The organism is Kitasatospora sp. MBT63 (genome assembly GCF_000710465.2).
GTDB lineage: Bacteria > Actinomycetota > Actinomycetes > Streptomycetales > Streptomycetaceae > Kitasatospora.
In genome coordinates, this window is the sequence record NZ_JAIZ01000182.1 from 3,788 (window position 1) to 17,342 (window position 13,555).

The 13,555-nt window shown below is 73.9% G+C and carries 12 protein-coding genes; 4 read left to right on the forward strand and 8 right to left on the reverse strand.

Annotated elements, in window-relative coordinates:
* Both AA75_RS12645 and AA75_RS47360 read left to right on the forward strand, forming a co-directional pair.
* The coding region (locus AA75_RS12645; RefSeq protein WP_368666558.1) for a SpoIIE family protein phosphatase at positions 1-3,022 on the forward strand (3,022 nt) is incomplete at its 5' end.
* A 173-nt stretch (positions 3,023-3,195) separates the two neighbouring features.
* Positions 3,196-3,561, forward strand: coding sequence for a hypothetical protein (locus AA75_RS47360; protein WP_033820040.1), 366 nt, complete (start codon positions 3,196-3,198; stop codon positions 3,559-3,561).
* A gap of 91 nt (positions 3,562-3,652) precedes the next feature.
* Here the strand turns inward: AA75_RS47360 and AA75_RS12655 are convergent, their stop codons facing one another.
* The 5 genes from AA75_RS12655 to AA75_RS12675 are packed head-to-tail and all read right to left on the reverse strand — an operon-like array spanning position 3,653 to position 9,396.
* Positions 3,653-4,429: a 3-oxoacyl-ACP reductase gene (locus tag AA75_RS12655; protein WP_033820041.1), complete on the reverse strand. Its 777-nt coding sequence runs from the start codon at positions 4,427-4,429 to the stop codon at positions 3,653-3,655.
* The gene (locus AA75_RS12660; protein ID WP_033820042.1) at positions 4,426-5,799 is read right to left on the reverse strand and encodes an aldehyde dehydrogenase; all 1,374 of its coding nucleotides are present in this window, start codon (positions 5,797-5,799) and stop codon (positions 4,426-4,428) included. The genes AA75_RS12655 and AA75_RS12660 overlap by 4 nt, the downstream gene beginning before the upstream one ends.
* Positions 5,796-6,497, reverse strand: coding sequence for a gamma-glutamyl-gamma-aminobutyrate hydrolase family protein (locus tag AA75_RS12665; RefSeq protein ID WP_199520315.1), 702 nt, complete (start codon positions 6,495-6,497; stop codon positions 5,796-5,798). Before AA75_RS12665 ends, AA75_RS12660 begins: the two co-directional genes overlap by 4 nt.
* Positions 6,494-7,852, reverse strand: coding sequence for a glutamine synthetase family protein (locus AA75_RS12670; RefSeq protein ID WP_033820044.1), 1,359 nt, complete (start codon positions 7,850-7,852; stop codon positions 6,494-6,496). Before AA75_RS12670 ends, AA75_RS12665 begins: the two co-directional genes overlap by 4 nt.
* A complete protein-coding gene (locus tag AA75_RS12675) occupies positions 7,849-9,396 on the reverse strand; it encodes an amino acid permease (protein WP_051812213.1) in 1,548 nt (515 codons plus the stop codon). The genes AA75_RS12670 and AA75_RS12675 overlap by 4 nt, the downstream gene beginning before the upstream one ends.
* Positions 9,397-9,658: 262 nt before the next feature.
* Between AA75_RS12675 and AA75_RS12680 the strand changes: the two genes are divergently transcribed.
* Complete coding sequence (locus AA75_RS12680) at positions 9,659-10,390, forward strand: FadR/GntR family transcriptional regulator (protein ID WP_199520316.1); 732 nt, start codon at positions 9,659-9,661, stop codon at positions 10,388-10,390.
* A 29-nt stretch (positions 10,391-10,419) separates the two neighbouring features.
* Here the strand turns inward: AA75_RS12680 and AA75_RS12685 are convergent, their stop codons facing one another.
* A complete protein-coding gene (locus AA75_RS12685; protein WP_233289006.1) occupies positions 10,420-10,692 on the reverse strand; it encodes a hypothetical protein in 273 nt (90 codons plus the stop codon).
* 210 nt (positions 10,693-10,902) lie between these two features.
* On the opposite strand from AA75_RS12685, the gene AA75_RS12690 reads away from it, so the two are divergent.
* On the forward strand, positions 10,903-11,562 hold the full coding sequence (locus tag AA75_RS12690) for a zinc ribbon domain-containing protein (RefSeq protein ID WP_033820046.1): 660 nt from the start codon (positions 10,903-10,905) through the stop codon (positions 11,560-11,562).
* 43 nt (positions 11,563-11,605) lie between these two features.
* On the opposite strand, the gene AA75_RS12695 is transcribed toward AA75_RS12690, so the two are convergent.
* Positions 11,606-12,283 (reverse strand): SIMPL domain-containing protein, encoded by a 678-nt coding sequence (locus tag AA75_RS12695; RefSeq protein WP_033820047.1) that lies wholly within the window; start codon positions 12,281-12,283, stop codon positions 11,606-11,608.
* A gap of 67 nt (positions 12,284-12,350) precedes the next feature.
* The gene (locus tag AA75_RS12700) at positions 12,351-13,112 is read right to left on the reverse strand and encodes a peptidoglycan-binding protein (RefSeq protein WP_051812215.1); all 762 of its coding nucleotides are present in this window, start codon (positions 13,110-13,112) and stop codon (positions 12,351-12,353) included.
* Positions 13,113-13,555: the final 443 nt, after the last annotated feature.

Consider the following 13,555-nt stretch of genomic DNA (forward strand, 5'->3'; position numbering starts at 1 on the left):
CCACGCCTGGTCGGCCTCCTACTTCCGGCTGCAGCGGCCGGACGGACGGGTGTTGGGCGTCAGCTCCACCATCGTGGACGTCACCGAGCGGCACACCGCCGAGCTGGTGGCGGCCCGGGCGCAGGACCGGCTGGCGGTGCTGGCCGATGCCAGCGCGTCCATCGGCACCACCCTCGACCTGCGGCGCACCGCCCGGGAGCTGGCGGAGGCGCTGGTGCCGCGGCTGACCGACACGGTCGGGGTGTTCGCGCTGGAGCACCTGGTGACCGGCAACGATCTGCACCCCTCGGCGCCGGACGTGCTGCGGGTGCGGCGCCTGGCGGTGGCGACCGTCGACCCGGACCACCCGGTGCAGGACCTGCCGACCGAGTCGGTGCACCGGGTGCCGCCCGAGTCGGCGTACGCCGAGGCGCTGGCCACCGGCCGGACGGTGACCATGCCGACCTGGGACCTGCCGCTGCTGGCCGACCAGGTGCCGCCGGAGCGGTTGAAGGGGTACCTGGGTGACGTGCCGCGGCCGGTGGTGATCACGCCGCTGGTGGCGCGGGGCACGGTGCTGGGCATGGTGGTGTACTCGCGGCGGGCCGGGCGGGACCCGTTCGGGGAGTCGGATCTGACGCTCGGCGACGAGCTGGCGGCCCGGGCGGCGGTGGCGATCGACAACGCCAGGCTCTACCAGCGCCAGCAGCAGACCGCCGCGGCCCGGGAGCAGGCGCTGCGCGAGGCGAGGGCGGCGCAGGACCGGCTGGCGCTGGTGAACACGGCGACCGCCCGGATCGGCACCACCCTGGACCTCGGGCAGACCGCCCGGGAGCTGGCCGAGATGGCCACGCCCCGGCTGGCCGACACGGTGGTGGTGGAGGTGCTGGACGCGCTGGTGCGCGGGGCGACCGGGCCGGGGCCGGGCCGGGCGGACCGTTCGGCGGTGCTGCGCAGGCTGGCGTACCACACGGTGCAGGGCAGCGGGATGTCGCCGGTGACGCCGGTGGGCTCGGTGCACCGCTTCCACCCGTCCACGCCGAACGCCTGGGTGCTGGCGCACCGGCGGCCGGTGTTCCTGCCGAAGATGGACGACCGGGCGCTGAACTGGTTCAACGACGACCGGGAGCGGGCCGTCGCGGTCCGCGAGCAGGGTGTGCGCTCGCTGATGGTGGTGCCGCTGATCGCCCGCGGCGCGGCGGTCGGGGTGGCGACCTTCTACCGCAGCGTCACCGACCGGGCGTACGACGAGGAGGACCTGACGCTGGCGGCGGAGCTGGCCGCCCGGGCGGCGGTGTCGATCGACAACGCGCTGCTGTACACCCGGGAGCGGGACGCGGCCCAGCAGCGCCAGCGGGCGCTGGAGGCGGCGGGCGCGGCGCAGCAGCGCCTGGCGCTGCTGAACGAGGCGAGCACCCGGATCGGCACCACTCTCGACCTGCACCGCACCGCGCAGGAGCTGGTGGAGGTGGTGGTGCCGCGGTTCGCCGACTTCACCACGGTGGACGTGCTGGAGTCGGTGCTGCAGGGCGACGAGGCGGATCCGGTGCCCCGGGACGGTTCGGTGCTGATGCGGGCCATCGCGGTCGGCGAGGTGGACGAGGACGGGCGGATGGCGAAGGCCGCCGACGCGGTCGGCGAGGCGTCCCGCTCGGCGATGCTGTACGCGCAGAGCCTGCGCAGCGGCCGGTCGATCCTGGTGCCGCACGTGGACGAGGCGGCGCTGCGGCGGATCGTGGCGCACCCGGACCGGGTGGAGCCGAGCCTCCAGGCGGGTGTGCACTCGTACCTGATGGTGCCGTTGCTGGCGCGCGGGACGGTGCTGGGCGGGGCGGAGTTCATCCGGACCCGCAATCCTGAGCCGTTCACGGCGGCGGACGTGGCGCTGGCGGAGGAGCTGGCGGCCCGGGCCGCGGTGTGCATCGACAACGCCCGGCTGTACCGGCGGGAGCGGGACACCGCGCTGACCCTGCAGCGCAACCTGCTGCCGCAGGACGTGCACCACACGCCGGGGCTGGAGATCGCCTACCGGTACCTGCCGAGCAGTGTGATCAGCGAGGTGGGCGGCGACTGGTTCGACGTGGTGCCGCTGTCGGGCGGCCGGGTGGCGCTGATCGTCGGGGACGTGATGGGGCACGGCATCCGGGCCGCGGCCACCATGGGCCAGCTGCGGACCGTCGCCCGGACGCTGATCACCCTGGACATCGACCCGGCCCGGGTGCTGCGCCGGCTGGACGACGCGACCGCGGCGATCGGCGAGGGCCAGTTCGCGACCTGCGTGTGCGTGGTCTTCGACCCGGTGGACCGGGTGTGCACGGCCGCCAGCGCCGGGCACCTGCCGCCGGTGCTCTCCTCCCCCGACGGGACCACCCGGCTGCTGGACCCGCCGCCGGGGGCGCCGCTCGGGGTGGGCGGGGTGCCGTTCGAGAACATGGCGTTCACGCTGCCCGAGGACGGGCTGCTGGTGCTGTACACCGACGGGCTGGTGGAGCGGCGCGGGCAGGACCTGGACGAGGGCATGGACCTGCTGTGCCGGACCGTCGCGGCGCGCCGCGGCACCCTGGAGGAGGCCTGCGACCAGGTGATCGACCGGCTGGGCGCGCACAACGGGCAGGACGACGTCGCGGTGATCATGGCGCACGCCCGGCCGATCGGCGGCGACCGGCTGGCGATGCTGTCGCTGGCGGGCGACCACTCGATGGTCCGGCACGCCCGCCGCTTCACCCGGCGGACCCTGGAGCACTGGGGGCTCGGCGCGCTCAGCGACCACGCCGAGCTGCTGACCAGCGAGCTGATCACCAACGCGCTGGTGCACGCGGGGGCGCCGGTGCAGCTGCGACTGTTCCGCAACCAGCTGCTCACCGTCGAGGTGTCCGACGTCGACAGCCACGAGCCGAGGCTGCGCCGGGCCCGCGAGCAGGACGAGGGCGGCCGGGGCATGCACCTGGTGAACGACCTGGCGCACCGCTGGGGCAGCCGGGCCACCCACGAGGGCAAGGTGGTCTGGTTCGAGCTGGAGATCCCCTCGGCCGCCCGGCGCTGATCCTCCGCCACCGGGCGGGTTCGCGCGGCGCGTTGAACCCGGTGCGCGCGGCGCGTTGGGCCGGTACAGCGGCGGCGCTACGCCGGACGGGTGAGGTGGCGGGGTGGTTCGCACGCCATCGGCCCCGGCTGCCGGATCATCGGTCCCGTCCCTTTCCCAACCAGGAGGACTCGATGCGTTCCAGCATTGCCAAGGTCACCACCGCCGCCTTCCTCGCCGGGCTCGCGCTGATCGGCGGGGCCGGCACGGCCGCCGCACACATGGACGCCGACGCCGACCATCCGCACGGCGCGTTCGCGGTCGGTGGCGACGCCGCCGCCGTGGGCGGCAGCGCTGGGGCGGTGGGCGGTGACGCCGCCGCGGTCGGCGGCAACGCCGGCGCTGTGGGCGGCGACGCGGCCGCCGTCGGCGGCTGGGCCGCCGCGGTGGGTGGCGACGCCGCCGCGGTCGGCGGCAACGCCCTGGCTGTGGGCGGTGACGCCGGCTCGGTCGGCGGCAGTGCCCTCGCGGTCGGCGGTGACGCGGGTTCGGCGGCCTGAGTCACCGACCGTACGGCTGCGGCCGGGCTCCCCTCGCGGGGGCCCGGCCGCGGTCGTGTCCGGCCGGTCCGGCCGGTCCGCTCGGGCGGGTCTACTCGGGGGTGACGTACGCCCCGGAGATGCCGCCGTCCACCAGGAAGGTGTTGGCGGTCATGAACGAGGAGTCGTCGCTGGCCAGGAAGGCGACGGCGGCGGCGATCTCCTCCGGCTCGGCGAACCGGCCGAGCGGGATGTGCACCAGGCGGCGGGCGGCGCGCTCCGGGTCCTTGGCGAACAGCTCCTGCAGCAGCGGGGTGTTGACCGGCCCGGGGCACAGCGCGTTGACCCGGATGCCCTCGCGGGCGAACTGCACGCCCAGCTCGCGGGACATCGCCAGCACGCCGCCCTTGGAGGCGCTGTAGGAGATCTGCGAGGTGGCCGCGCCCATCACCGCGACGAACGAGGCGGTGTTGATGATCGAGCCCTTGCCCTGGCGCTGCATGTGCCCGATGGCGTACTTGCAGCACAGGTAGACGCTGGTCAGGTTGACCTCCTGGACCCGCTTCCAGGCCTCCAGGCCGGTGGTCAGGATGGAGTCGTCGTCGGGCGGGGAGATGCCGGCGTTGTTGAACGCGATGTCCAGACTGCCGTAGTGGTCGACGGCCTGCTGGTACATCGCCTCGACCGCCGCCTCGTCGGTGACGTCGGCCTGGATGAACAGGCCGCCGACCTCGTTGGCGGCCTTGGCGCCGCGCTCCTCGTCGAGGTCGACGCAGACCACCTTGGCCCCCTCGGCGGCGAACCGCTTGGCGGTGGCCAGGCCGATGCCGCTGCCCGCGCCGGTGATGACCGCCACCCGGCCGTCGAGTCGCTTCGTCATGGTGATCATTCCTCCGTGGAGATGAAGACGTTCTTGGTTTCGGTGAAGGCGTTGAGGGCGTCCGGGCCGAGCTCCCGGCCGAGGCCCGACTGCTTGAAGCCGCCGAACGGCGTCGAGTAGCGCACCGAGGAGTGCGAGTTGACGGACAGGTTGCCCGCCTCCACCCCGCGGGCCACCCGCAGCGCCCGGCCGACGTCACTGGTCCAGATCGAGCCGGACAGGCCGTACTCGGTGGAGTTGGCGATCCGCAGCGCGTCGTCCTCGCCGCGGAACGGCACCACGGTGACCACCGGGCCGAAGATCTCCTCGGTGAACGCCCGGTCGTCGTGGCCCACCGGCGCCAGCACGGTCGGCGGGAACCAGAAGCCGGGGCCCTCGGGTGCGCTGCCGCGGAACGCGACCGGGGCGCCGTCGGGGACGTAGCCGGCCACCCTGGCCCGGTGCGCGGCCGAGATCAGCGGACCCATCTCGGTCTTCTCGTCGGCCGGGTCGCCCACCCGCACGCCGTGCACGGCCGGCTCCAGCAGTGCCATGAAGTCGTCGTAGACGGACTCCTCGACCAGGATCCGCGAGCGGGCGCAGCAGTCCTGCCCGGCGTTGTCGAAGACCGCGTAGGGCGCGGTGGCGGCGGCCTTGGCGAGGTCGGCGTCGGCGAAGACGATGTTGGCGCTCTTGCCGCCGAGTTCCAGGGTGACCGGCTTCACCTGCTCCGCGCAGCCCGCCATGATGGACTTGCCGACGGCGGTGGAGCCGGTGAACACCACCTTGCGGACGTCCGGGTGGGTGACGAAGCGCTGTCCGACCACCGGCCCGCGGCCGGGCAGGATCTGCAGCACGCCCTCGGGGATGCCGGCCTGCAGGGCGAGTTCGCCCAGGCGCAGCGCGGTGAGCGGGGTGAGCTCGGCGGGCTTGACGATGACGGTGTTGCCGGCGGCGAGGGCCGGGGCCAGGCCCCACGCGGCGATCGGCATCGGGAAGTTCCACGGCACGATGACGCCGACCACGCCGAGCGGCTCCTGGAAGGTGACGTCCAGGCCGCCGGCGACCGGGATCTGCCGGCCGAACAGCCGCTCGGGGGCGGCCGCGTAGTACTCGATCACGTCGCGGGCGTTGCCGGCCTCCCAGCGGGCGTTGCCGATGGTGTGCCCGGCGTTGGCGACCTCGGTGGCGGCGAGCCGCTCGCGGTCGGCGTCGACGGCGGCGGCGAAGGCGCGCAGCAGCCGGGCCCGGTCGGCGGGGGCGACCTTGCGCCAGCCGTCGAAGGCCGCCTTGGCCCGTGCGATCGCCGCGTCGGTCTCGGCGAGCCCGGCCAGTTCGAGGGTGGTGATCACCTCCTCGGTGGCCGGGTTGAGCACGTGGTAGCGGTCGGGTTCGGTCATCGGGCTGCCTCCTTGCAGCTGGCCGCGGTGAACGCGTCGAACAGTCGCGGGTCGTCCGGGTCGGTCTCGGGGTGCCACTGCACGGCCACCGCGAAGGCGCGGTCGGGCAGTTCGAGCGCCTCGACGCTCTCGTCGGCGCTCCAGGCGGTGGCCCGCAGTCCGGTGCCGAGGCGGCCGACGGCCTGGTGGTGGTAGCAGTTGACCTGGGCGGTGGGGCCGAGGATCTCGCCGAGCCGGCTCTCCGGGCGGACCAGGACGCCCTGGCGGACGAACTCGGCGGGCAGCCGCTGGTGGGTCTCGTCCGGCAGGTGCTGGACCAGGTCGCCGCCGAGCGCGACGTTCAGCAGTTGCAGGCCGCGGCAGATGCCGAGCACCGGCAGGTCGCGCTCGAGCGCGGCCGACAGTAGCTCCAACTCCCATTCGTCCCGGGCCCGGTGGGGCGGGCCGGTACGCGGGTGCGGCTCGGCGCCGTACCTGGCCGGGTCGACGTCGGAGCCGCCGGCCAGCAGCAGGCCGTCGAGTGCGCCGATCAGCCGCTCGACGCCGCCGCCCTGGGGCGGGAGCAGGACGGGGGTGCCCCCGGCCTGGGAGACGGCGTCCAGGTAGGTCTGCGGCAGGACCGCGGCGCGCTGGCGCCAGACGCTCCAGGCGGCCTCGTCGAGGTAGCTGGTGATGCCGATCAGGGGTCGCACGGTCACAGCCGCTCGAATCCGCGGCGCCGCTCCCAGTCGGTCACCGCCGCGTCGTAGGCGGCCAGTTCGGTGCGGCCGGCGTGGGTGTAGTGGCCGACGACGTCCTTGCCGAAGGCCTCGGCGGCGGCCTCGCTGCGCTCGAAGGCGTCCACCGCGTCGCGCAGCGTGGACGGTACCCGGGGGGCGTCGGAGGCGTACGCGTTTCCGGTGAACTCCGGTTCCAGCGGCAGCTGGTGCTCGATGCCGTACAGGCCGGCGGCGATCAGCGCGGCGGTCGCCAGGTACGGGTTGACGTCGCCGCCGGGGACCCGGTTCTCGAAGCGCAGCGACGGGCCGTGGCCGACCACCCGCAGCGCGCAGGTCCGGTTGTCCCGGCCCCAGGCGACGGCGGTGGGGGCGAAGCTGCCTGGTACGTACCGCTTGTAGGAGTTGACGGTGGGGGCGAGCAGCAGGGAGAAGTCGGCGAGGCAGGCGAGCTGCCCGGCCAGGAAGTGCTCCATGGTGCGGGAGAAGCCGTTCGGGCCGTCACCGGCCATCACCGGTCGGCCCTGCTCGTCGCGCAGGCTGAGGTGGATGTGACAGGAGTTGCCCTCGCGCTCGTTGTACTTCGCCATGAAGGTGAGGCTGACGCCCTCCTGCGCGGCGATCTCCTTGGCGCCGGTCTTGTACACCGCGTGGTCGTCGCAGGTGGTGAGCGCGTCGGCGTACTTGAAGGCGATCTCGTGCTGGCCGAGGTTGCACTCGCCCTTGGCGGACTCCACGGTGAGCCCGGCGCCGGCCATGCTGTTGCGCAGCCGGCGCAGCAGCGGCTCGACCCGGGAGGTCCCGAGGATGGAGTAGTCGACGTTGTACTGGTTGACCGGGGTGAGGCCGTGGTACGCCTTGTCCCAGGCCTGCTCGTAGCTGTCCCGGAAGACGATGAACTCGAGCTCGGTGCCGACGTACGCGCTCCAGCCGTAGGCCGCGAGCCGCTCCAGCTGGCGGCGCAGGATCTGCCGCGGGGAGACGCTGACGGGCCGGCCGTCGTGGTGGTGGACGTCGCACTGGACCATGACGGTGGCGGGGTGCCAGGGCACCGGCCGCAGGGTGTCGAGGTCGGGGGTGAGGACGAGGTCGCCGTAGCCGCTGTCCCAGGAGGAGATCTGGTAGCCGTCGACGGTGTTCATGTCGATGTCGACGGCGAGCAGGTAGCCGCAGCCCTCGGCGGCGTTGGGGACCACGTCGCTGAGGAAGTACTCGGCGGCGACCCGCTTGCCCTGGAGGCGGCCCTGCATGTCGGTCATGGCGAGCACGACGGTGTCGATCTCGCCCTGCGCGACCATGGTCTGCAGGCGGTCGAGGGTGAGCCGGGCGGCGGTCATCGGGGGGTCTCCAATTCGTCGGCCGGGGCGCCGTGGTGGTCCGGGAGTTCCTGGCTGCCGGGGGCGGGGGCGTCCTGGATGCGGGGGCCGGTGAACCAGTGCCGGGCCGACACCAGCCACCACAGGCCGGCGAACCCGAGCACCACACCGACCGCGACGGGGGTGTAGTTGAAGCTGAGGGCGGTGACGGGGCTGACGGTGGGCAGCATGAACAGCACGGTGATCACGGCCGTCCAGCCGACCGCGACGCAGCCGATGATCCTGCTCCAGCGGCCCAGATGCCAGGGACCACGCGGGAAGGCGTCGCCCTGGCGCAGCCGCAGGTAGACCGGGATCACGTAGGAGATGTAGAGGCCGATCACCGAGATCGAGGTGACGGCGGCGTACGCGGTGGTGTTCCACAGCACCGGCAGGGCAAGGATCAGGGCGCCGCCGGTGGCCAGCCAGACCGCGCTGGTGGGCGTCTGGGTGCGGGGGTTGATCCGGTGCCAGAGCCGGGCGCCGGGCAGCGCGCCGTCCCGCGAGAAGGCGTAGATCATGCGGGAGTTGGCGGTGACCGAGGCCATGCCGCAGAAGAACTGGGCGCCGATCACGATCAGCAGCAGCAGCTTGGCGCCGGTGGTGCCGATCGCGTCGATGAAGATCTGGGCGGGCGGGACACCGGTGGAGCTGGCGATCTCGCCGTCGTAGTCCTGGATGGCGAAGGTGATGCCGAGCAGCAGGATCCAGCCGGCCACCAGGGAGACCACGATGGCGTTGACGATGCCGCGGGGTCCGGAGCGGGCCGCGTCGTGGGTCTCCTCGGTCATGTGGGCCGAGGCGTCGTAGCCGGTGAGGGTGTACTGGGCCAGCAGCAGGCCGAGCATGCCGACGTAGAAGCCGTTGGAGAAGCCGGTCTTGTTCACGAACTCGGTGAACACGAAGGAGGCGGAGGCGTGGTGGCTGGGCAGCAGGGCGAGCGCGCCGACGATGACGGCGACGCCGACCAGGTGCCACCAGACGCTGACGCTGTTGAGCAGGGCCACCAGTTTGACGCCGCGGGTGTTCAGCAGGCCGTGCAGCAGCAGGATCACCACGAAGATCTCGACGGTGTGGCCGGTGCTGGCGGCGAAGCCGAACTGCAGGTCGAGGAAGGCGTTGGTGAAGAAGGCCGCGCCGTAGTCGACGCCGGCGGTGACAGCCACCTGGCCCATGAAGTTGAACCAGCCGGTGAACCAGGAGGCCGCGGGGCCCTTGGTCCTGGCCAGCTTGGCGGCCCAGTAGTAGAGCCCGCCGGCGGTCGGGTACGCGGAGCAGATCTCCGCCATGGCGAGGCCGACGCAGAGCGTCATCAGGCCGACCAGCGGCCAGCCCCAGGTGATCATGGCGGGTCCGCCGGTGTTCATGCCCATCCCGTACAGGGTGAGGCAGCCGGAGAGGATGGAGACGATCGAGAAGGAGACGGCGAAGTTGGAGAAGCCCGACATCGAGCGGGCGAGCTCCTGGGTGTAGCCGAGTTCGCGCAGCCGGCGTTCGTCCTCGGACAGCTCGGCGGGGTCGGACACAGTGGTGGTACCGGCCGGAAACACCGGTCTGGCAGTCTGCTCGGCCGAGTGGGGACCGGCCTGGTGTTCGGAAGTCATGCGCACCCCTGGGGATTGAGGCGGGACCGACACGCGCGCCCACGTCTTCGTGGTGCGCCCTCCTTGCGCTCAATGGCCTGGAAGCAGACCATTGGGCTGTGCGGAGCATCGTTCACCCCCGGCAACCTCGGCGTCAAGGGGGATCCCCCCTTGGATCCGGCCCGCGGCTGAGTACGATTCCCGCGTGGAGGAGGCAGTGTTGGACCCCCAGCTAGGCACCGTCTTCCGGCCGGTGCGCACCGGCAACGCCTTCGAGGAGACGGTCGAACGGATCCTCCAGGCGATCAAGCTCGGCGTGATCGGCCACGGCGACCGGCTGCCCGCCGAGCGCGACCTCGCGACCCGCCTCGGCGTCAGCCGCGAGACCCTGCGCGACGCCCTGCGCTCGCTCCAGCAGGCCGGGTACGTCGAGTCCCGCCGCGGCCGCTACGGCGGCACCTTCGTCACCTACCGGCTGCCCGCCCCCGACGTCGGCGAACTGCGCCGCGCCGCCGAGGACCTGGGCGCCGAACTCGAGGACGCGCTGACCTTCCGCCTGGTCCTGGAGACCGGCGCCGCCGAGCAGGCCGCCCGGCGCGACCTCGGCGAGGAGCAGCGCCGCTACCTGCTCCAGCGCCTCGCCGACGCGGACGGGGCCAGCCCCGAGGAGTACCGGCAGTGCGACTCGCGCTTCCACCTCGCCATCGGGGAACTCACCGGCTCCCCCTCGCTGGCCGCCAGCATCACCGAGGCCCGGATCCGCCTCAACGACCTGCTCAACGCCATCCCGATGCTCGGCCGCAACATCGACCACGCCTCCGAGCAGCACGGCGCGATGGCCCGCGCCATCCTGGCCGGGGACCCGGCCGCCGCCCGCCGGGCCACCGAGGAGCACCTGGAGGCCACCGCCGCGCTGCTGCGCGCCTTCCTCGGCTGAGCCCGCCGGGGCTCACCGGCGGGTGGCGCTCAGACCCCGCCGACCGGCAGCAGGACCAGCCGCTCAGGATCGAACGGTATCCACCGCGGGGCCGTGCGGGCCCGCAGAATCCGTACCCGGCACCAGGCCGGCCCGTCCTGCGGCCGCCACCAGGCGTTGATCCGCCCGAGCGCCCAGGTGCCGTCCTCGGCCAGCACCTCGACGGGCTGGTACACCGCTGTGACCTCGGCCTCCGGCGGCCGCCAGCCGGCCTCGGCGGCCGCCGGGGCCGTCCGGCCGGCCGGTCGCTGACGGTCTGCCATCGCTCTCCCCCAGGGCCGGGTGATCGTTACCCGACTGTTGATCGAGGGGCCTTTGTGCTGCCCCGCCAGCTGACTCTACAGTGATGTAGAGGTCAGCGTGATCCCTTCCCGCGGTGTTCCACCCGCCGGGACGGGCCGCTGTGCCGGGAGGGCACCGGGCAGCCGCCCGAACGGCCGCGCAGGACGAGACGACCTCTGTGGGGGGACGCCATGACCGAGATCTACTTCAGCCACAACTACCGCGACCTCAGCGAGCAGCACGGCACCGGCGCCGGCTTCCAGTTCGAGTTCTCCTGCCAGCGGTGCCACGACACCTGGCGCTCGCCGTTCGAGGCGTTCACCTCAGGACAGGTGGCGGGCTGGCTGAACAAGGGCGTCGGCGCCGCCTGGAACCTGATCGGCGGCAGCGCGACCAACGGGATCACCGGCGCCGCCGACGGCCTGGCCGGGGCGAACTGGGGCAGCTCCCGGGACTCCGCCTTCCAGCGCGCCATCGCCAACGCCCAGCACCACTTCAACCGCTGCGGCCGCTGCACCGACTACGTCTGCGGCCGCTGCTGGAACACCGCCCAGGGCCTGTGCCTGCGCTGCTCCCCCGACACCGCCGCCGAGGCGGTCGCGGCCCAGCAGCGCGGGCTCAACGACATGGTCTCGCAGCAGGCCTACGCGTACGGCCAGCAGACCGGCCAGGCCTACGACGTCACCGCGCCAAGGCAGTTGGTCTGCCCGCACTGCCGCGCCGAGACCCACGGCACACCGTTCTGCCCGGGCTGCGGCAACCGGCTGGCACAGACCGCACAGTGCACCGGCTGCCACGCCCAGCTGCCGGACGGCGCCGCCTTCTGCCCCGCCTGCGGCACCAGGCGCTGAGCCGGCGGCCCGGCGCTCCGGCACCCCAAGCGTCGGCGGCCCGTCAGGACAGGTCGGGCGGGCGCAGCGTGAAACGCGCCTCGACCGTCGCCCGGACGGTCTGCCGGGCCGGCTGGAGGTCCAGTTCGGGGCTCTCCTGGGCGTAGCCGTACACGACCGCGCCGCGGGTCTGCGCGCCCCCGGGCGCCGGGTACGGGTCCGCCCCGCCCAGCCCCTGGTCGGCCAGCGACAGCAGGCCGGTGAGCCCGGAGCCGAGCGCGGCGGCGTACTGGCGGGCCCGCTCGACCGCGGCCTCGACCGCCTCGGTACGGGCCTGCCGGTACGCCGGGTTGTCCCGGCGTAGCTCCCACCGCGGGCCCGCGACGGTGGCCTGCTCCAGCCCGGCCAGTGCGCCCACCAGCTCGCCCAGCACCTCGAAGTCGACCACGGTGACGTGCAGTTGCGCACTGCCACGGTAGCTGGTGACCTTCTCCACGGCCCGCTTGGAACCGGGCCGTTCGGGGTTGACCCAGACCGCGCCGCTCTCGGTGCGTTCCACCGCGTCGCCGTATCCGGCCAGCAGCGCGCGGGCGGCGTCCAGCCGCTGCGCCAGCAGCCGCACGGTGCGCCCGCGGTCCTTGTCCTGCGCCTGGACCGTCAGGTGGACGACGGCCAGGTCCGGTTCGACGTCGAGCTCGGCCTCGCCGCGTACGGCGACGGTCGGCTGCTGTGGGGAGTCCATGGCCGCAGTCTTCCATCCGGCGGGCGGACGCGGGCCCCAAGGCGGTCCCGGAGCGGTCCCGCGCCGGTCAGCGGCCTTCCAGGGCCGCCCGGGTGTTCGGGCCGTACACACCTGACGGGTCACCGGTGATACCGCGGTCGCTCTGCAACTGGGCCGTACCGCGCCGGGTGGCCTCGTCGAAGCGGCCGGTACGGGTCACATAGGTGAAACCCTGCCCGAAGAGCAGGTCCTGGAGGGCCGTCACGTCCGGGCCGGTGTCGCCGACGGTGAGGACGCGCGGGCCGGACGGCGCGGCGGCGCCGGTGGTCCGGGGACCGGAGGCGGCCGCGGACGGGGTGGCCGCGGGCGAGGGCGGCGCCTGGCTGGCCGACGGTACCGGCTCCGGGACCGGTGCGGTGGTGGCCGCTGCGGTGGTGGCCGGTGCGGCGGTGGCCGGAGCGGAACCGGGCGCGGTACCGGAGGCGGCACCGGGCAGGACGGCCGGCGGGGTCGGTGCGGTGACCGGGTGCGCGGGTGGCGGGGCAGACCGGGTGACGAAGTACACCGCGCCACCGAGCAGCAGGCAGACGGCGGCGGCAAGGCTCAGGGTGGCCCGCGACACCGCCCCTCCCCCGCGCCCGGCGGGCTCCTGCCGATGCGCCGGGCGGGCCTCGGGCGGCGCCGACGGAAGCGGCGGCGGCACGTGGACCGGGACGGGCCGCTCGACCGGGCCGGGCGGCTCGACCGGGGCGGGCGGCTCGGGCAGGTCGAGGACGGGCGGCATGTACGGCCGGACCAGGCTGTCGCCGGCCACGGGTCCCGGCCGGGCGGTGGTGGGGTGCTCTGTCACTGGTCCTCGTCGAGGGTGGGTACGGCGGGCCGCCGGAGCGGTGGAACCCCGTCGGCGGTGCGCGAAATCGAGGCCGAGGGTATCCGCTCCCGGGCGACCGGCTCCAGCCCGGCCGCAGCACCGGGGCACTCCGGCCGTTCCGCCGAAGGCGGGCGTGGCGCCCCCTTGCTGACGGCCGCGAACCGCTCCCACCTCGCTCGACGCCACGCGTCCGCCCGGCGGTGCGGGCGCCGGGGATCGGAGTGCCTCCCCTGCACCGGGCGCCGGAACGGGCGCCTCGGCGCCTTCCCTCTCGACCGGCGATGTCCGCAAAAGCCCCCGGGCCCGACGGATCGGTTGCGGTGCGTGCCCGGTTCCGACCGTGGGCCGCCGCCGGAACGCGCCCGGCCTCAGCGGACCCGGCCCACGCCGAGGCCGGCCCGCACCATCGCCCCCGCCCCGCC

Bases quoted from the DNA above. Each gene is read 5' to 3' on its own strand.
- AA75_RS47360 (WP_033820040.1), top strand. From the start codon at position 3,196: ATGCGTTCCAGCATTGCCAAGGTCACCACCGCCGCCTTCCTCGCCGGG.
- AA75_RS12655 (WP_033820041.1), bottom strand. From the start codon at position 4,429: ATGATCACCATGACGAAGCGACTCGACGGCCGGGTGGCGGTCATCACC.
- AA75_RS12660 (WP_033820042.1), bottom strand. From the start codon at position 5,799: ATGACCGAACCCGACCGCTACCACGTGCTCAACCCGGCCACCGAGGAG.
- AA75_RS12670 (WP_033820044.1), bottom strand. From the start codon at position 7,852: ATGACCGCCGCCCGGCTCACCCTCGACCGCCTGCAGACCATGGTCGCG.
- AA75_RS12685 (WP_233289006.1), bottom strand. From the start codon at position 10,692: ATGGCAGACCGTCAGCGACCGGCCGGCCGGACGGCCCCGGCGGCCGCC.
- AA75_RS12690 (WP_033820046.1), top strand. From the start codon at position 10,903: ATGACCGAGATCTACTTCAGCCACAACTACCGCGACCTCAGCGAGCAG.
- AA75_RS12695 (WP_033820047.1), bottom strand. From the start codon at position 12,283: ATGGACTCCCCACAGCAGCCGACCGTCGCCGTACGCGGCGAGGCCGAG.